Source organism: Thioalkalivibrio sp. ALMg11 (assembly GCF_000377905.1).
Lineage (GTDB): Bacteria > Pseudomonadota > Gammaproteobacteria > Ectothiorhodospirales > Ectothiorhodospiraceae > Thioalkalivibrio.
Window position 1 is genome coordinate 51,894 of record NZ_KB898871.1, and the last position, 17,392, is coordinate 69,285.

General features: G+C 67.3%; 15 protein-coding genes. 1 reads left to right on the forward strand and 14 read right to left on the reverse strand.

Annotated elements, in window-relative coordinates:
- From D578_RS0100275 to aceE, 11 genes are all read right to left on the reverse strand, one after another.
- The gene (locus D578_RS0100275; RefSeq protein WP_018948020.1) at window positions 1-603 is read right to left on the reverse strand and encodes an LON peptidase substrate-binding domain-containing protein; all 603 of its coding nucleotides are present in this window, start codon (window positions 601-603) and stop codon (window positions 1-3) included.
- Window positions 600-1,235 (reverse strand): flavin prenyltransferase UbiX, encoded by a 636-nt coding sequence (locus D578_RS0100280; protein WP_018948021.1) that lies wholly within the window; start codon window positions 1,233-1,235, stop codon window positions 600-602. The genes D578_RS0100275 and D578_RS0100280 overlap by 4 nt, the downstream gene beginning before the upstream one ends.
- A complete protein-coding gene (gene mpl / locus D578_RS0100285; protein ID WP_026289089.1) occupies window positions 1,232-2,629 on the reverse strand; it encodes a UDP-N-acetylmuramate:L-alanyl-gamma-D-glutamyl-meso-diaminopimelate ligase in 1,398 nt (465 codons plus the stop codon). The genes D578_RS0100280 and mpl overlap by 4 nt, the downstream gene beginning before the upstream one ends.
- Window positions 2,626-3,150: a hypothetical protein gene (locus tag D578_RS0100290; RefSeq protein WP_018948023.1), complete on the reverse strand. Its 525-nt coding sequence runs from the start codon at window positions 3,148-3,150 to the stop codon at window positions 2,626-2,628. The genes mpl and D578_RS0100290 overlap by 4 nt, the downstream gene beginning before the upstream one ends.
- The gene (locus tag D578_RS0100295; protein WP_042798301.1) at window positions 3,147-3,935 is read right to left on the reverse strand and encodes a VacJ family lipoprotein; all 789 of its coding nucleotides are present in this window, start codon (window positions 3,933-3,935) and stop codon (window positions 3,147-3,149) included. Before D578_RS0100295 ends, D578_RS0100290 begins: the two co-directional genes overlap by 4 nt.
- Window positions 3,936-4,027: 92 nt before the next feature.
- Window positions 4,028-5,959, reverse strand: coding sequence for a diguanylate cyclase domain-containing protein (locus D578_RS0100300; RefSeq protein ID WP_369772745.1), 1,932 nt, complete (start codon window positions 5,957-5,959; stop codon window positions 4,028-4,030).
- Window positions 5,960-6,047: 88 nt separating this feature from the next.
- The gene (locus D578_RS0100305; protein WP_018948026.1) at window positions 6,048-7,271 is read right to left on the reverse strand and encodes an argininosuccinate synthase; all 1,224 of its coding nucleotides are present in this window, start codon (window positions 7,269-7,271) and stop codon (window positions 6,048-6,050) included.
- A gap of 57 nt (window positions 7,272-7,328) precedes the next feature.
- Window positions 7,329-8,309 carry an OmpA family protein gene (locus D578_RS0100310; protein ID WP_026289091.1) on the reverse strand — a complete coding sequence of 327 codons (981 nt, stop codon included), beginning with the start codon at window positions 8,307-8,309 and terminating at the stop codon, window positions 7,329-7,331.
- A gap of 6 nt (window positions 8,310-8,315) precedes the next feature.
- Entirely contained in the window at window positions 8,316-10,103 is a 1,788-nt protein-coding gene (lpdA, locus tag D578_RS0100315) for a dihydrolipoyl dehydrogenase (protein WP_018948027.1), read from the reverse strand.
- A 24-nt stretch (window positions 10,104-10,127) separates the two neighbouring features.
- Window positions 10,128-11,588, reverse strand: coding sequence for a dihydrolipoyllysine-residue acetyltransferase (aceF, locus tag D578_RS0100320; protein ID WP_081617305.1), 1,461 nt, complete (start codon window positions 11,586-11,588; stop codon window positions 10,128-10,130).
- Complete coding sequence (aceE, locus tag D578_RS0100325) at window positions 11,500-14,163, reverse strand: pyruvate dehydrogenase (acetyl-transferring), homodimeric type (RefSeq protein ID WP_018948029.1); 2,664 nt, start codon at window positions 14,161-14,163, stop codon at window positions 11,500-11,502. The genes aceF and aceE overlap by 89 nt, the downstream gene beginning before the upstream one ends.
- Before the next feature lie 297 nt (window positions 14,164-14,460).
- Between aceE and rnt the strand changes: the two genes are divergently transcribed.
- Entirely contained in the window at window positions 14,461-15,147 is a 687-nt protein-coding gene (rnt, locus tag D578_RS0100330; protein ID WP_018948030.1) for a ribonuclease T, read from the forward strand.
- A gap of 91 nt (window positions 15,148-15,238) precedes the next feature.
- Here the strand turns inward: rnt and grxD are convergent, their stop codons facing one another.
- The 3 genes from grxD to pth all read right to left on the reverse strand — a co-directional run bounded on the left by grxD (window position 15,239) and on the right by pth (window position 17,371).
- Complete coding sequence (gene grxD, locus D578_RS0100335; protein WP_018145267.1) at window positions 15,239-15,568, reverse strand: Grx4 family monothiol glutaredoxin; 330 nt, start codon at window positions 15,566-15,568, stop codon at window positions 15,239-15,241.
- An 82-nt stretch (window positions 15,569-15,650) separates the two neighbouring features.
- Entirely contained in the window at window positions 15,651-16,745 is a 1,095-nt protein-coding gene (ychF, locus tag D578_RS0100340) for a redox-regulated ATPase YchF (RefSeq protein ID WP_018948031.1), read from the reverse strand.
- Entirely contained in the window at window positions 16,742-17,371 is a 630-nt protein-coding gene (gene pth / locus D578_RS0100345; protein ID WP_018948032.1) for an aminoacyl-tRNA hydrolase, read from the reverse strand. The genes ychF and pth overlap by 4 nt, the downstream gene beginning before the upstream one ends.
- Between the last annotated feature and the right edge of the window lie 21 nt (window positions 17,372-17,392).

Genomic DNA, 17,392 nt, shown 5'->3' on the forward strand with positions numbered 1-17,392 from the left:
TCAGGATTTCGATGCTGCGAGCATGGCCGCTCGCAGGCGTTCCAGACGCTCGATCGGGTCGTCCGTCTCCAGCAGCTGCTGCTTGATTTCGAGGTCAATGGGCAGCAGTTCGGTCAGCCGCGCGGCAACCCAGGTCGAGTCGTCGAAGCGCCGTTCCAGGTGCGACCAGGGCGTACCCAGTTGGTCCAGCAAGCGCTCCAGCAGATCCGCCAGTGAGGCATAGTCGACCGGCAGGCTCACCTCCGGATACTCCGGCAGGGGCTCCACATCGCCCAGCCACAGGCCGTCATCGGCGCGCCGGGCATTGTAGATGACCCGCCGGCCCTCGCCCTTGACCAGGATCCCCAGCAGCCCGTCGGGGCGCTGGTCCCAGTCCACGATGACCGCCTCGGTGCCGACACTGCAGAAGCCCGCGGAGGGATCCGTCTCGGACGGGAGCTCCCCGGATTCGCGTTCCGGTTCGGTCGCAACGATGACAAAGCGACCATCACCGCGCAGGCAGCGCCGCACCATATCCAGATAACGGGTCTCGAAGATCCGCAGCGGCAGCAACCCCTCGGGGAACAGCACCGTATTCAGCGGAAACAGCGGCAGCGTGGTCATGCATCCTCTCCCAGCTCCGGGGCCGCGCCCCAGCGCGGCACCAGGGCATGCTCGACGTCGAGGTGATCCAGCACCCGCGCCACCATGAAGTCGATCAGGTCATCGATGGACTGCGGCCGGTGATAGAAGGCCGGATTGGCCGGCATCACCACCGCGCCCATGCGCGCCAGGCGCAGCATGTTCTCCAGATGAATCTCGGAAAACGGCGTCTCGCGCACCACCAGCAGGAGCTTGCGCCGCTCCTTGAGTACCACGTCGGCGGCGCGCTCGATCAGCCCGCGCGAGGCACCGGTCGCGATCGCCGACACGGTGGCGGTGGTGCAGGGGCAGACCACCATGGCCTCCGGCACGGCCGAGCCACTGGCCACCGGGGCCGTCCACTGCTCCGCCCCGTAACAATGGATCTGATCGGGGGCCGCCCGATAGCGCTCGGTGAAGTAGCGCGCAATCTCCACCGGGCGGCTAGGCAAATTCAGGTCCGTCTCCAGCCCGAGGACGACCTGGGCCGGTTTCGACAGCATCAGGTGCACCTGTACCCCGGACTCGACCAGGCACTGCAACAGGCGCAGGCCATACGGGGCACCGGAGGCGCCGGTCAGGGCCAGGGAGATGCTGCGCGGGCGTTCGGTCATGCGGGCGCTCCCTGCAGGGCGTCGATCAGGCGCAGGTGCAACCCGTCGAAGCCCCCGTTGCTCATGATCACCAGCGTATCGCCGGATCGCACGGTGGCAAGAATCCCCTGCAGCAGGGATTCGATATCGCGCGCCACGGACAGGTGCTCGCCAAGTTGCTGTTGCAGGCCCTCGGTGGACCAGTCGATCTCCGGGGCATGGTACAGATGCACTGCGTCGGCCTGTGCAAGCGCCGCACCCAGGGCCTCGGCGTGCACCCCCATGCGCATGGTGTTGGAACGCGGCTCGAGGATGGCCACCAGGCGCCCGCCCGGCGCCACCTGTCCGCGCAGCCCTTCGAGGGTCAGGCGGATCGCGGTGGGATGGTGGGCGAAGTCGTCGATCACCCGAATGCCGTCGATTTCCGCGCGCAGCTCCTGGCGCCGACGAACGCCGCGAAACGCCGGCAACGCGGCCAGGCCCGTAGCCAGCGGAACGCCGGCATGGCGAGCGGCGGCCAGGGCAGCCAGGGCATTCGCCAGGTTGTGACGCCCGGTCAGCGACCACTCCACCCGCCCCTGTACCACGCCATCGGCCAGCACCTCGAAGACCGAGGCCTCGGGGTTCAGGGCGCGCGCCGCCAGCGCGGGGGTCGCGTTCCCAGTGTCGCCTTCCAGGTCGGTCGCGAGGCGCTCCACCGGGGTCCAGCAGCCCATGTCCAGCACCCGCTCCAGCGCGGCATCACCGGCCGGCATCAGGATGCGCCCCTGCCCCGGCACCGTACGCACCAGGTGATGGAACTGGCGCTCAATCGCGGCCAGGTCGGGGTAAATATCCGCGTGGTCGAATTCGAGGTTGTTCAGCACCAGGGTGCGCGGGCGGTAATGGACGAACTTGGCGCGCTTGTCGAAGAACGCGCTGTCGTATTCGTCGGCCTCGATCACGAAGAACGGGGCATCCCCCAGGCGCGCGCTGACCCCGAAATTGCCGGGCACCCCGCCGATCAGGAACCCGGGATTCATCCCCGCGTATTCGAGCATCCAGGCGAGCATGCTGGCGGTCGTGGTCTTGCCATGGGTGCCGGCCACTGCCAGCACCCAGCGATCGCGGAGGATGTGCTCGGCCAGCCACTGCGGGCCCGAGGTGTAGTCCAGCCGGCGATCCAGCAACGCCTCGATGATCGGCATGCCGCGGCGCATCACGTTACCGACGACGACCGGCCCTGCGTCGGGCAGCGTCTCCGGGTCGTGGCCCTCGTGGTAGGCAATCCCGGCCTGGTCCAGCTGGTCGCTCATGGGCGGGTACAGCTTCTGGTCGGAACCTGTGACCACATACCCCTGCGCGCGCGCCAACTGGGCCAGCCCGCCCATGAAGGTCCCGCCAATCCCGAGGACGTGGAGCGGCCCGCCAGTCACTGGAACAGCCCGATCGCGGTCTGGGTGACCACGCTGGAGACCACGATATAGCCAAGCGCGATCAGCATTCCCACCAGACGCGAACCAAGCCCTAACGCCTGCTGCAGGATGTGACCAAAGACGAGCAGCAACCAGGCCAGGAGCACCAGCATCCCGAACACGACCCCAGTGGCGACCTCCTCCGGCTCGCGCGCCGGATCAGGCCCGCCCGCCAGCACCATCAGTAACGCCATCAACAGACCCAGGACCGCGCCGGTACCCGCCATCGCAGTGAAGGTCTGGCGCCAGCGATCCGAGACGCCTTGCATGCTCAGCACGATGACGACAAAGGCATACAGGACCACCAGGTCCATCACGTTCAGCGCCAGCGCCTGGCCGAAGCCGTACAGCGGGATCCCGATCACCATCCCGGCGATCAGGGCGATCCCGACCCAGAAGACCAGCGTGCCGTTGTCCGCCGGCAGGTCCTGCGGCCCGGCGTGCAGGCGCAGGATGTTCAGCATCGCGGTGAGGCCGTTCAACGGTCGCCCTCCTCGGCCTCCATGGCCTCCAGCGCCTCGAGTTCATCCAGCTCGTCCAGCATGGCATCGGCCTCGTCATCCGGCATGCCACCGCGCACCAGGAAGTCCCGGCGCTGCAGATGGCCCTGGCGCATCGCGATATAGGGGTCGTCGGACAGCTGCGCCAGCATGCGCTCGGTGGGGATCAGACCCGCACGCATGTCGACCACATCCAGTGCGATCAGGCCCACCCACCAGCCGGTGTGATCGTCGCGCAGATTGGTGTGGTATAGCGGGTTCATGTAGCCGTCCACCAGGCGCGCCGGGGCATCCCGCGCGGTGCTGGGGCCAAGCAAGGGGATCTGGAAATAAGGACCACGCGGCACACCCCAGGCCCCCAGGGTCTGGCCAAAGTCCTCGTTGTTCTTGTCCAGTCCCATGGGCGAGGCCACGTCGATTAGCCCGAACAGCCCGAAGGTCGAATTGAACATGATGCGCCCGGTATCCGAGGCGGCATTCTCCAGGTTGCCCTGCAACAGGTTGTTGAACAGGACTGTGAAGTCGTTGAGGTTGGAAAAGAAGTTGCCCACCCCGGTCTGTACCGGTTGCGGAAGTCGCTGGTACTGCACCGCGGCCGGGCGCAGCAGCGACTGGTCGAAGTCCTGATTGATCTCGAACACCGCCCGGTTATAGGCCTCCCAGGGGTCGTCCGGGTGGCGGTCCTCGCTGGGCACCGTCGCGCAACCGGTCAGGCCAAGGAACAGCAGGGCCAGCAGGCCCGGGCGCAAACAGGAGACAACAGACATGTGATTCCTTAATTTTCGATCCGGCGCCGGGTTGGTTTCGCATGGACCACGCGGACAGAAAGCCGTTCCGCGCGCCCCGGAGCCGGTTACGCTCAGGCCCCGGTGATCGGGTAGATGTCCGCCTTGCGGGCAACCCCGACCTGGCCACGGCCCTGATCCTTGGCTTGATAGCAGGCGCGGTCCGCGGCGACAAAGGCCTCTTCCACCCCCGGCACGTCCGGCCCCAGCTCGACCACGCCCACCGAGGCGCCAATGGTGACGTCCCGCGCCTCCACCTGCAACGGCCGGTCGGCAAGGGCCGAGCAGATCCGCTGGCCAAGGATACGCCCATACTCGGCATTCGTATCGCGCGCAATCACGGCGAACTCGTCGCCCCCAATGCGGGCCACGGCATCGTGGCGACGGGTCAACTGGTGCAGCACATGGGCCACCTGGCGCAGCAGTTCGTCGCCGACCCGGTGACCGTGGCAGTCGTTGACGTCCTTGAAGTAGTCCAGATCCACCAGCAGCAGGCTCGCCACCGCACGGTTGTCGCGGGCGGCATGCATGGCGATCTCCAGCTCGCGCTCGAAGGCGCGGCGGTTCAGCAGGCCGGTGAGGCCGTCGTGGCTGGCCTCGTGCACCAGCCGGTCCACCAGCTTGCGCTCCTCGGAGACATCCGTCAGCACCAGCAGGGTACGCACGGAACTGCCGGCTACCGGGTCAAGCGCGGTACGGGCGATACGCACGATCAGCTCGTGACCGTCACGCCGGACCAGGCGGGCATCCAGGCGCTCGCCCAGAGCCTGATCCAGCGTTTCGCCCCGGGCATTCGCAGGCAGCAGGGGGCGTCCGGTACCCAGCTCGCGCAGCTCGAGGAGCTGGTCCAGGGAACACCCCAGGACCTGGTCTCGGGTCAGCCCCGCCAGCTCGCGGGCCGCGGGGTTCACATAGGAGATCCCGCCACGTGCATCCAGGGTGATCACCGCATCCGGGATCGCGTCCATGCTGCGCTCGAGGTTGCGCCCGGAGCGGCGCATCCGGGCGTGGACCCGGGAGACGTACAGCAGCGCCAGAAGCGCGACCACCGCCAGCGCCGAGACCAGCCACAGGAGGTTGCCGCGCAGCCAGACCAGGATGTCGAAGGGCTGCGGCGCGTACAGGCCGACCCCCAGCTCGTACATCAGGCCGTGCACGTCCTCGTAGGATCGGGGTGCCGCCCAGCCCCCGATGCCGGCCGCCTGACTCGCCGGGTGTTCCGCGTCCAGCGACAGCGTCGCCAGCAGGATCGCATGCGCCAGCCCGGCGTCCAGGTCACCGCGCATCGCCAGCGGCCACTCGGGGTACAGGCGGGTACTGGCGCGGTAGCTGAAGGACGGGAAGGCGCGCTCGCCGACCACCCGAATCTGATCCACCCGCGGGTCACCGCGGGCCTCCAGGTCCTCCAGGATGCCGGTCCGGAAGGTCGCCGCATCGACCTCCCCCTGCAGCACCCAGTCGAGGCCGCGGCCGACCGGGAAGCCGGTAAATACCAGCGCCGCCAGATCACTCCCGACGTCCAGACCGGCCGCCTGCAACTCGCGCCAGGTCATCCACCAGCCGCCAAAGGCATCGGGGTGCACCACGGACAAGCGCTGACCGCGCAGATCGCCCAGCTCCACCAGGTCATCACGATCGGCGCGGGCGATCACGACGGCCCCGAAACGGTCCTCGTCACGGCCCACCTGACGCGGCTGCATGGTCGCGATGCGCGATATCCCGTGCTGCTGCTCCAACATCACGTAGGAGCCGCTGTTGGTCAGGATCAGGTCGAAGCGCTTGTCTGCCACGGCCGCCTGCAACCCGTCGTTGTCCACCGGCTCGAGCACGAAACGGGCCCCGTCGATCTGCTCCGACAGGTATTCGACGAATGGCGTCCAGCGTTGGCGTGCCACATCGTCGCCGCGGTGGGCGAGCACCCCGAGGACCAGGCGCTGCTCGCCCGCCGCCGATTCCTGCGCCAGCAATGACGTTGCAGGAGACCACCAAAGACTGGCAACCAGCACGACCAGGCCACCGAAGACCCACGCGGCTCCCCGGCGCCGGAGCGGGGCCGCACTGCGCGGTGAACCCTGACGACAAGCCCCTCTCACGTCATGTCGGCTTGCGGTTGCGGCTCGCGGCGATGCGCAGGCGCAGCGCGTTCAGGCGGATGAAGCCCTCGGCGTCCTTCTGGTCGTAGGCGCCGGCGTCATCCTCGAAAGTGGCGATGGCATCGTCGAACAGGGTGTCCTCGGAGCGACGACCGGCCACAATCACATTGCCCTTGTACAGACGCAGGCGCACCTCGCCGTTGACCACGCCCTGAGTGTCGTCGATCGCGGCCTGCAACATGCGCCGCTCCGGGCTCCACCAGTAGCCGTTGTAGATGATGCTGGCATAGCGCGGCATCAGCTCGTCCTTCAGATGGGCCGCCTCGCGGTCCAGGGTGATGGACTCCAGCGCCCGACGGGCACGCAGAAGGATCGTGCCGCCCGGGGTCTCGTAGCAGCCGCGCGACTTCATGCCGACGTAACGGTTCTCGACGATATCCAGCCGGCCGACACCGTGGGCCCCGCCGCGCTCGTTGAGCTTCGCGAGCAGCTCGGCCGCGCTCAGGCGCTCGCCGTTGATCGAGACCGGGTCACCCTTCTCGAAGCCGATGGTCAGGGTCTCGGATTCGTCGGGGGCCGCCTCGGGGGCGACCGACCAGCGCCACATGTCTTCCTCGGCCTCGGTCCACGGGTCCTCCAGCGGGCCGCCCTCGTAGGAGATGTGCAGCAGGTTGGCGTCCATCGAATACGGCGACTTGGTGCCCTGCTTCTTGTAGTCCACCGGGATGTTGTGCTGCTCGGCATAGGCCATCAGCCGTTCACGCGAGTTCAGGTCCCACTCGCGCCAGGGGGCGATCACCTTGATGCCCGGCTTCAGCGCGTAGGCGCCCAGTTCGAAACGCACCTGGTCGTTGCCCTTGCCGGTGGCACCGTGGGCGATCGCGTCGGCCCCGGTCTCCTCGGCGATCTCGACCAGACGGCGCGCGATCAGGGGGCGCGCAATGGAGGTGCCCAGCAGGTACTCGCCCTCGTAGATGGTGTTGGCGCGGAACATCGGGAAGACATAATCGCGCACGAAGGTCTCGCGCAGGTCCTCGATGTAGATCTGTTTTACGCCCAGGGCCTCGGCCTTGGCGCGGGCCGGCTCGACCTCCTCGCCCTGACCCAGATCGGCGGTGAAGGTGATGACCTCGCAGCCGTACTGATCCTCCAGCCACTTGAGAATGACCGAGGTATCCAGCCCGCCGGAGTATGCGAGGACGACGCGATTGATCGAGGAGCTCATAAGAATTTCTATCCTTTTCCTAAGGTAAAGATATAGTCGTTTTCGTGACCGGCGTCACTACCACGCCGGTGTCTCCGAGGGTGCGGCCGGGCCCGCTCCGGGGCGCGGCTCGCGGACCTCGGACTCTTCCGTGTCGGCGGGCGGCAGCGGCGCGACCGGGGCTTCGCCCGGCCGGGATTCCCCGCTATCCAGCCACCAGATATCGCTTCGCCGCGAGGCCTGACGCGCGCCATCGGCGGCCGGGTCCACACCGGGGGCCTCAATCTCGATGCCCTTGGCCGGGACACCGGCCTCCACCAGGACGCCACGCACCACCTCGGCACGATGGCGGCTGAGGGGGCGGTTGATCTCCAGCGGGCCTGCAGCATCCGTCCAGCCGACCACCCGAATGCGAGGGTCGTCCGAAGCCAAGAGGATACGGGCCGCACGTTGCAGAACCTCGCGCGCCCCGGCATCCAGACGATGGCTGCCCGTTTCGAAATAGACGCTCCAGCGATCCAGGGCACCCGCGTCCGGGGTCGCGGCGGGCGCGTCCCGCCCCCCATAACAGGCGCGAAAATCGCGTGCACGGAGGGCAAAGCGGATGCCCCGGAAGTGCACCGAGTCGTCGCCGTCGGGAATGGCGATACGCACGTCATGGCCGGCCAGCAGGCGGGCCTTAAGGGGCTGAGCCAGCGCTTGGGGGACCCGGAACAAGCGATCGTCACGGGCCTGCAGCCGCAGATCCAGCGGCGGCTGGGTCGCCGGGCGCAGCCATTCCGGCGCGCCGGTGCGCAATCGCGGCGCGGCACCCGCCGGTATCGCGTAGGGGGCCTGCCAGAAGACGGCGGTCAACAGGCCCGGCCGGGCCTCGAAGCGCAACGTGCCGCCGTGACGCACGGTCTGTTCCATGCGACAGGTGGCATCATCCTCAGTCAGCTGCCAGTCACTGCGTTCCAGCGGCTCGCTGTAGGGCGCGGCACTCGCCGTGGCAATGCCCACCCTCAGCAGCACCAGCCCCGGGAGTGCGCAACGCAGCCACTGGCGCAAGCGGGCCATGACCCGCTAGCGCTTTTTCGGCGGCAGGATGTCGGTAATCGAACCGTGCGCGACCTCGGCGGCGAAGGCCACCGTCTCGCTGAGCGTCGGGTGCGGGTGCACGGTCAGGCCGATGTCTTCCATCTCGGCGCCCATCTCCAGCGCCAGCATCGCCTCGCCGATCAGGTCGCCGGCGGACGGTCCAACGATGCCGGCCCCGATCACGCGCCCATCGGCATCGAACAGCAGCTTGGTCAGGCCATCCTCGGCACCCAGCGCGATGGCGCGGCCGGAGGCGGCCCAGGGGAACACGCCCTTGGTGTATTCGATGCCGTCGGCCTTGGCCTGCTCCTCGGTCACGCCCATCCAGGCGACCTCGGGATGGGTGTAGGCAACCGACGGGATCGCGCGGGCATCGAAGTGCACCTTGTGCCCGGCGATCACCTCGGCGGCGACCTTGCCCTCGTGGGTGGCCTTGTGCGCCAGCATCGGCTGGCCGACCACGTCGCCGATGGCGAAGATGTGCTCGACGTTGGTGCGCTGCTGGCTGTCGACCTCAATGAAGCCGCGCTCGCTCACCTGCACACCGGCCGCCTCGGCCTTGATCTTCGCTCCGTTCGGGCCGCGGCCCACGGCGACCAGCACGCGATCGAAGGTATCCTCTTCCGGCAGGCCCTTGGCCTCGCCCTCGAACTGGCAGACGATCCCGGCCTTGGTGGCCTTGGCCCCGGATACCTTGCTCTTGAGGAAGATATTCTCGAAGCGCTTCTTCGCGCGCTTCTCGAACGGGCGCACGATGTCGCGATCCGCGCCCGGCATCAGGGTGTCGGAAAGCTCCACCACCGTGACCTTGGAGCCCAGAGACTCGTACACGCAGGCCATCTCCAGACCGATGATGCCGCCGCCGACCACCAGCATTCGCTCCGGGATCTCGGCCAGGTCCAGGGCGTCGGTGGAATCCATCACCCGCTCGTCGTCCCACGGGAACCCGGGCAGCTTGATCGCCTGCGAGCCGACTGCGATGATCGCGTGCTCGAAGCCGATCACCTCGCGGCCCTTGTCACCGTCCACCGCGATACTGTTGGCGCCGGCGAACTCGCCCACGCCCTGCACCACGCGCACCTTGCGCTGCTTGCACAGCTGCTTGAGCCCGCTGGTCAGTTTCTTGACCGTGCCGCCCTTGTAGCCGCGCAGGCCCTCCAGATCGATCTCCGGTTCGCCGAACTTGATGCCCAGCGCGGCAAAGCGCTCGGCCTCGTGCAGCACCTCACCGGCATGCAGCAGCGCCTTGGACGGGATGCAGCCGACATTCAGGCAGACCCCGCCGATCTCCGGGTAGCGCTCGATCATCACCACGTCCAGGCCCAGATCCGCGGCGCGGAAGGCGGCGGTGTAGCCACCGGGGCCGGAACCCAGCACCAGCACCTGGCACTGGCTGTCGGTGTTCGGGTCGGCGGCCGCCTTGGGGGCCGCCGCCTTCTTCGGCTCACTGGCGGCGCCGGATTCCGCCTTCGCGGATTCGCCCTTGGCGTCATTGCCGACAGCGCCCTGATCCTCGGTGCCCGCGGCGTCGCCACTGGCCTCGAGGTCCAGGAGCTTGCTCCCCTTGGACACCTTGTCCCCGACCTTCACATGCAGCTTCTTCACCGTGCCGGCCTCGGGGGCGGGCACGTCGATGGTCGCCTTGTCCGACTCCAGGGTGATCAGCGGATCTTCCGGGGCGATCTCGCTGCCCGGCTGCACCAGGACCTCGATAATCTCGACGTCCTTGAAATCCCCGATGTCCGGGACCTCGATGGTCTTGGTCTGGCTCATCCAGTCACTCCGGTTGGCATTCGATTACAACAGCATGCGGCGCATGTCGGACAACAGCGCGCTCAGCGTGGTGGCGAAGCGCGCGCCCAGGGCGCCGTCGATCACCCGGTGATCGTACGACAGCGCGAGCGGCAGGATCAGGCGCGGCTCGAAGTCCTTGCCATTCCAGACCGGCTTCATGCTGGAGCGCGACACGCCCAGGATCGCAACCTCGGGGGCATTCACGATCGGCGTGAACTGGGTGCCGCCAATCCCGCCAAGGCTGGAGATGGTCAGGCAGCCGCCCTGCATGTCCGCGGGCTTGAGCTTCTTGTCGCGGGCGCGCTGGGACAGCTCCATCAGCTCGGCGGCGATGTCCCCCAGGCTCTTGCGGTCCACATCACGCACCACCGGGACGACCAGGCCATCCGGAGTATCCACCGCGATGCCGAGGTTGTAGTACTGCTTGATGATCAGGTTCTCGCCGGTCGCATCCAGCGAGGCGTTGAAGCGCGGGTACTGCTTCAGCGCGGAGACCACGGCCTTCATCAGGAACGGCAGGAAGGTGACCTTCACGCCCTTCTTCTCGTACTCGGCCTTCAGCGACTTGCGGAAGTCCTCGAGCTCGGTGATGTCCGCCTCGTCGAACTGGGTCACGTGCGGGACAGTGACCCAGTTACGGTGCAGGTTCTTGCCGGTGAGCTTGTTGATCTTCGACAGCGGTTGGGTCTCGGTCGGGCCGAACTCGGAGAAGTCGATCTCCGGCATCGGCTCCACACCCAGACCGCCCCCGGCACCCTGGCTCAGGGCACGCTTGACGAAGCCCTGCACGTCCTCGCGCAGGATGCGGCCCTTGCGCCCGGAGCCGTCGACCTTGCTCAGGTCCACGCCGAGCTCGCGCGCGAACTTGCGCACCACCGGCGAGGCGTGGGCCTTGCGGAAGGCCGATTCGTCGCGGATGTGCTCGGTGGGGGACGGGCGCGGCCCATCGGCCCGCTCGGCGGGCTTCGACGCCTCGGGCTTCTTCGGCTCCTCGGCCGCGGGGGCCGTCTCGGCCTTGGCATCCGCAGAAGACGAGGCCTCCTGCTTCGGCGGCTGGTCTTGCGCAGAGTCGTCCTTCGCGGATGCGTCTTCGGCCCCGCCCTCGTCGGACAGCTCCAGCTCCAGGATCGGGTCGCCCTTGTTGACGCGGTCGCCGGCCTTCACCTTCAGGGCCTTCACAGTGCCGCCCTGCGGGGCCGGGATCTCGATGGAGGCCTTGTCCGATTCCAGCGTGATCAGCGGATCCTCGGGAGACACGGTATCCCCCGGGCTGACGATCACCTCGATGATCTCGACATCCTTGAAATCACCGATGTCCGGTACGTGCACGGTAGTCGTGTTACTCATGTCTGCTCCTGCCTCGGTACCGGCGGCCTCAGGCCTGCAAGGGGTTGGGCCGTTCGACGTCGATCTGGTACTTCTTGATCGCCTCACTGACGGTCTGGGCCTCGACGGTCCCGGCATCGGCCAGGGCCTTCAGGGCCGTGACCGCGATGTGGTAGCGATCCACCTCGAAGTGGCGGCGCAGCGCAGCGCGGGTATCCGAGCGGCCGAAGCCGTCAGTGCCCAGCACGCGGTAGTCGGCCGGCACGAAGGCACGGATCTGGTCGGGATAGGCCTGGACGTAGTCGGTGGCGGCGATGACCGGGTCGTCCGAACCGCCCAGGCATTCCTCGACCCACGATTTGCGCGGCTTGGCCTCCGGGTTCAGGCGCGCATGGCGGTCGGCATCGCGGCCATCGCGGGCCAGTTCGTTGAAGCTGGTCGCGCTCCATACCTCGGCGGCCACGCCGAAGTCCTGGTCCAGCAGTTCCGCAGCGGCGATGGCCTCGCGCAGGATGGTGCCGGAGCCCAGCAGGCGCACCTTCTTTTTCTTGCGACCACCCGCCTGGAAGCGATACAGCCCGCGGCGAATGCCGTCCTCGGCACCCTTCGGCATGGCCGGCTGCGGGTAGTTCTCGTTCATCACGGTGATGTAGTAGAAGACGCTTTGCTGCTCCGCGTACATGCGGCGCATGCCGTCCTGCACGATCACCGCCAGCTCGTAGGCGAAGGTCGGGTCGTAGGCGATGCAGTTGGGGACGTTGGCCGCCATCATCTGGCTGTGGCCGTCGTCGTGCTGCAGGCCCTCGCCGGCCAGCGTGGTGCGCCCAGCGGTCGCGCCCATCAGGAAGCCGCGCGCGCGCATGTCACCGGCGGCCCAGATCAGGTCGCCGATGCGCTGGAAGCCGAACATCGAGTAGAAGATGTAGAACGGCACCATCGCCACGCCATGCGTGGAGTAGGAGGTCGCCGCCGCGATCCAGGAGGACATGGAACCGGCCTCGTTGATCCCTTCTTCCAGGATCTGGCCCTTCTTGTCCTCCTTGTAGTACATCACCTGGTCCTTGTCCTGCGGCTCGTAGAGCTGACCGACCGAGGAGTAGATCCCCAGCTGGCGGAACAGTCCTTCCATGCCGAAGGTCCGCGCCTCGTCGGGCACGATCGGGACCACGTTCTTGCCGATCTTCTTGTCGCGGGCCAGCAGGGTCAGCATGCGCACGAAGGCCATGGTGGTGGACATCTCGCGCTCGCCGGAGGCCTCCAGCAGGCCGTTGAAGGCATCCAGACCAGGCACCTCGAGCGGCGTGGCCAACGGCCGGCGCACGGGCAGATGACCGCCCAGGTCGTTGCGCCGCGCGTTCATGTACTTCATCTCTTCGGAGTCGGGGTCCGGCTTGATGTATTCGGCCTTCTCCACCTGCTCGTCGGACAGCGGGATATTGAAGCGGTCGCGAAACTGCTTCATGTCGTCCGAATCCATCTTCTTCTGGCTGTGGGTGCGGTTCTGGGCCTCGCCCGCCGCCCCCATGCCATAACCCTTCACGGTGTGCGCAAGGATCACCGTCGGCTGGCCCTTGTGCTCGGCCGCCGCCTTGTAGGCCGCATAGACCTTGACCGGGTCGTGGCCGCCGCGATTCAGGCGCCAGATGTCCTCGTCGGACATGTTGGCCACCATGCGCTGGAGCTCGGGGTACTTGCCAAAGAAGTGCTCGCGCACGTAGGCGCCATCACGCGACTTGTAGTTCTGATAGTCACCGTCGACCGCCTCCATCATGCGTTTTTGCAGAAGGCCGTCGGTGTCCTTGGCCAACAACGGATCCCAGTAGCGGCCCCACAGGACCTTGACCACGTTCCAGCCGGCGCCGCGGAAGATCGCCTCCAGCTCCTGGATGATCTTGCCGTTGCCGCGCACCGGGCCGTCCAGGCGCTGCAGGTTGCAGTTCACCACCCAGGTCAGGTTGTCCAGCTTCTCGCGCGAGGCGAGGGTGATCGCCCCCAGGGTCTCCGGCTCGTCCACTTCGCCGTCGCCGACGAAGCTCCACACGCGGCGGTTCTTGGTCTCCGCCAGGCCGCGATCCTGCAGGTAACGCATGAAGCGCGCCTGGTAGATGCTCATGATCGGGCCCAGGCCCATGGACACCGTCGGGAACTGCCAGAAGTCCGGCATCAGCCACGGGTGGGGATACGACGACAGGCCCTTGCCATCCACCTCGCGGCGGAAGTGGTCCAGCTGCTCCTCGCTCAGGCGTCCTTCCATGAACGCGCGGGCGTAGATGCCCGGCGAGGAATGCCCCTGGGCAAACAGCAAGTCACCGCCGTGGTCGTGCGCAGGGGCGTGCCAGAAGTGGTTGAAGCCGACGTCGTACAGCGTCGCGGCGGAGGCGAAGGTGGCGATATGCCCGCCCAGCTCGGCAGAGACCCGGTTGGCCTTCACCACCATCGCCATTGCGTTCCAGCGGATATAGGAACGGATGCGATGCTCCACCGCGCCATCGCCCGGGTATTCCGGCTCGAGGTGCGTGGGGATGGTGTTCACGTAGGCGGTGTTGGCGGAGTACGGGAGATAGGCCCCGCTGCGGCGCGCCTTGTCGACCATTCGCTCGAGGAGGGCATGGGCCCGCTCCGGGCCATCCGTCTCCAGCACGGAGGCCAGGGCGTCGATCCACTCCTGGGTCTCCTGCGGGTCGATATCGTGTTCGGTCGCGTTCGGGTCCATGCGCTCTACCCCTGAAAACGGGTTGGGAATCGGGTTGCCACTACGGGGCCGGGCCACCGGGCAGGCGGGCATTTGCTACCATGCGCCGGTGTTGGGCGGGCATAAAAGGCGCAAGTATCCCGACTGTCCCGCCAACAGGTCAAGCCAAAGCCCGCTATGGCGCCGATCGTCGGGGAAATCTGCGGGAACGTGCGCAAACCGCGCGCAACCCGCCTGACCAGCCGGAACGCGGGCCAATCCCCCGCCCGGCGCCGCCGACATCCCGAACCACCGCCCCACCCGAAACCGAGTACCCCAATGCCCGAAACCCTGCAGCTGGACCCCAATCACCGCCCGATGGCGAACCGCTTCCGCGGCTTCCTGCCGGTGGTCGTCGACGTGGAGACCGGCGGCTTCGACTGCCGCCGGCATGCCCTGCTGCAGATCGCTGCGGTATTTCTGCGCCGCGACGCGAACGACCACCTGGTGCGCGACCGCACGGTCAGCGTGCATGTGCGGCCGTTCGAGGGTTCGGAAATGGACCCGAAGTCGCTGGAGGTCAACGGCATCGACCCCTACCACCCGCTGCGCGCGGCCTACCCCGAGGATCAGGCGATGGGCAAGGTGTTCAGCGAGGTGCGCCGGGAGGTGAAGGTCAACCACTGCAAGCGCGCGGTGCTGGTGGGGCACAACGCCCACTTCGATCTGGGCTTCGTCCACGCCACGGCCGAACGCTGCGGCATCAAACGCAACCCGTTCCACCCGTTTAGCAGCCTGGATACGGTATCCCTCGCGGCGCTGGCCTTCGGGCAGACGGTGCTGGCGCGCGCGGCGGACGCCGCGGGACTGGGCTGGGACGCCGAGTCGGCGCACAGCGCGGCCTTCGATGCGGAAAAGACGGCGGACATCTTCTGCCAGATCACCAACCGCTGGCAGGACGGGATCGGGGTGCCGCAAAACGCCCTGCGCCTGCCCGACCCGGAAGAACTCCCGCCCGGGAGTTGAACGTAAAAAACCCGCCGCCCGAGCCGCCACAAGGGCGCCCGGGTGACGGGTCATATGACGGACGGCCGCATGGCCGCCGGGCCAGTTCTGCCTAGCTGGCCGCGCGCTTGGCGTGGGCCTCGTCGACCATCTTCTTCAGCTCGCCGCTCTCGAACATCTCGAGGGTGATGTCGCAGCCCCCGACCAGCTCGCCGTCAATATAGACCTGCGGGAAGGTCGGCCAGTCGGCGAAGCGCGGCAGGTTCTGCATGACTTCCTGATCCGCGATCACGTTCACGTAGCCGAATTCCTGGTCGCAGCGCTTGAGCGCCTCCACCGCACGGCTGGAGAACCCGCACATGGGGAACTGCGGGGTGCCCTTCATGAAGATCACCACCGGATTGTCTTCCACCTGCTGGCGGATGCGATCCATTACGTCCATTACTGTACTCCCGAAATTTGGTGCCAAAACGGGGCGCGGCCGGCACTGCAACACACCCCGGACTTAATACCTAGTATAACGCTCAGACATTGAAGCGGAAATGTACCACGTCGCCTTCTCTCAGCATGTATTCCTTGCCTTCGAGGCGCCATTTGCCCGCGTCCTTCGCGCCCTGCTCGCCGTTGTATCCAACGAAATCGTCGTACCCCACCACCTCGGCACGAATGAAACCGCGCTCGAAATCGGTGTGGATCGCCCCCGCCCCCTGCGGCGCGGTGGAGCCCTGGCGAACGGTCCAGGCACGCACCTCTTTCTCGCCCGCAGTAAAGAAGGTCTGCAGGTTCAGCAGGCGGTAGGCCGTCCGGATCACCCGGTCCAGCCCCGGCTCCTCGAGGCCCAGATCAGCCAGGAACTCGGTGCGTTCCTCGGGATCCAGCACTGCGATCTCGGCCTCGATGGCCGCGCAGACGCTGACCACTTCGGCGCCCTCCTCGGCCGCCTTCGCCTGCACGGCCTCGACCATGGCATTGCCGCCGACCAGCGAGGCCTCGTCCACATTGGCAATGTACATCGCCGGCTTGAGGGTCAACAGGTGCAGGTCGTAGAGGGCTCGCCGCTCGTCCTCGTCCAGACCCTGCGCCCGTGCCGGAATGCCCTGATCAAGGCCCGCCGACACCTTCTCGGCCGCCTGCAACTGGGCGATGGCGGTCTTGTCCTGCGACTTGGCCGCACGTGCCAGCCGGGACAGCGCCTTGTTCACCGTCTCGAGGTCCGCCAGCATCAGCTCGGTGCTGATGGTCTCGATATCCGCCAGCGGATCCACCTTTCCGGCGACATGCACGATGTCGTCATCCTCGAAACAGCGCACCACCTGGGCGATCGCATCCGTCTCGCGGATATGCGCCAGGAACTGGTTGCCCAGCCCCTCGCCCTGGGCGGCGCCGGCGACCAGACCGGCGATATCCACAAACTCGACCGTGGTCGGCAGCGTGCGCTGGGGCTTCACGATCTCGGCGAGCCGCGTCAGCCGCGGGTCCGGGACCTCCACCACGCCCACGTTCGGGTCGATGGTGCAGAAGGGATAGTTCTCCGCCGCGATGTCCGCGCGCGTGAGGGCATTGAACAGGGTGGACTTGCCGACATTCGGCAGGCCCACGATCCCGCATTTCAGACTCATGGGGCTTCCTCGGAGTTCTTGGGGCCGGCCGGCTTCGACCCGCTCCCATGCAGATTGCGCACGGCCTCGTCCCAGCGCCCGGCCACCAGGGCCGGGATCTGGTCCTGGGCCGTATCGATGGCCTCCTCGATGGCCCGGGCATCATCCCGCCCGGGGCGATCGAGCACGAACGGCACCACGTCGTCGCGATGCCCCGGGTGCCCAATGCCAACCCGCAGCCGGGCGTAGTCCGGTCCGCCCATGTGGCGATGCAGATCGCGCAGCCCGTTGTGTCCGCCATGGCCGCCGCCCAGCTTCAGCCGCACCACGCCGGGATCGAGATCCAGCTCGTCATGCACGACCAGGATGGCCGCGGGCGGGATACGGTAGAAATCCGCGCACTTGCGTACCGGCAGGCCACTCTTGTTCATGAAGCTCATGGGCTTGAGCAGCCAGCAGTCGCCGTCCGGCAGGGCCAGACGTGCCGCTTCACCATCGAAGCGACTCTCGGGGCGGAACTCCGCGCCATGGCGGCGGGCCAGGGTGTCCACAAACCAGAAACCCGCGTTATGCCGGGTTTCGGCATAACGCGGGCCCGGGTTGCCCAGCCCGACCACTAGACGGATCGGTTCGGGTTGGATCGCCATCAGTCAGGCGGCAAGCCGCAA

Excerpts from the sequence above, each read along its gene's own strand:
- D578_RS0100275 (WP_018948020.1), bottom strand. The coding sequence starts at position 603 with ATGACCACGCTGCCGCTGTTTCCGCTGAATACGGTGCTGTTCCCCGAG.
- D578_RS0100280 (WP_018948021.1), bottom strand. The coding sequence starts at position 1,235 with ATGACCGAACGCCCGCGCAGCATCTCCCTGGCCCTGACCGGCGCCTCC.
- D578_RS0100295 (WP_042798301.1), bottom strand. The coding sequence starts at position 3,935 with ATGTCTGTTGTCTCCTGTTTGCGCCCGGGCCTGCTGGCCCTGCTGTTC.
- D578_RS0100305 (WP_018948026.1), bottom strand. The coding sequence starts at position 7,271 with ATGAGCTCCTCGATCAATCGCGTCGTCCTCGCATACTCCGGCGGGCTG.
- D578_RS0100310 (WP_026289091.1), bottom strand. The coding sequence starts at position 8,309 with ATGGCCCGCTTGCGCCAGTGGCTGCGTTGCGCACTCCCGGGGCTGGTG.
- lpdA (WP_018948027.1), bottom strand. The coding sequence starts at position 10,103 with ATGAGCCAGACCAAGACCATCGAGGTCCCGGACATCGGGGATTTCAAG.
- aceF (WP_081617305.1), bottom strand. The coding sequence starts at position 11,588 with ATGCCGGGACCGTCGAGGCCCAGACCGTCAGTGAGGCGATCAAGAAGT.
- aceE (WP_018948029.1), bottom strand. The coding sequence starts at position 14,163 with ATGGACCCGAACGCGACCGAACACGATATCGACCCGCAGGAGACCCAG.
- rnt (WP_018948030.1), top strand. The coding sequence starts at position 14,461 with ATGCCCGAAACCCTGCAGCTGGACCCCAATCACCGCCCGATGGCGAAC.
- grxD (WP_018145267.1), bottom strand. The coding sequence starts at position 15,568 with ATGGACGTAATGGATCGCATCCGCCAGCAGGTGGAAGACAATCCGGTG.
- ychF (WP_018948031.1), bottom strand. The coding sequence starts at position 16,745 with ATGAGTCTGAAATGCGGGATCGTGGGCCTGCCGAATGTCGGCAAGTCC.
- pth (WP_018948032.1), bottom strand. The coding sequence starts at position 17,371 with ATGGCGATCCAACCCGAACCGATCCGTCTAGTGGTCGGGCTGGGCAAC.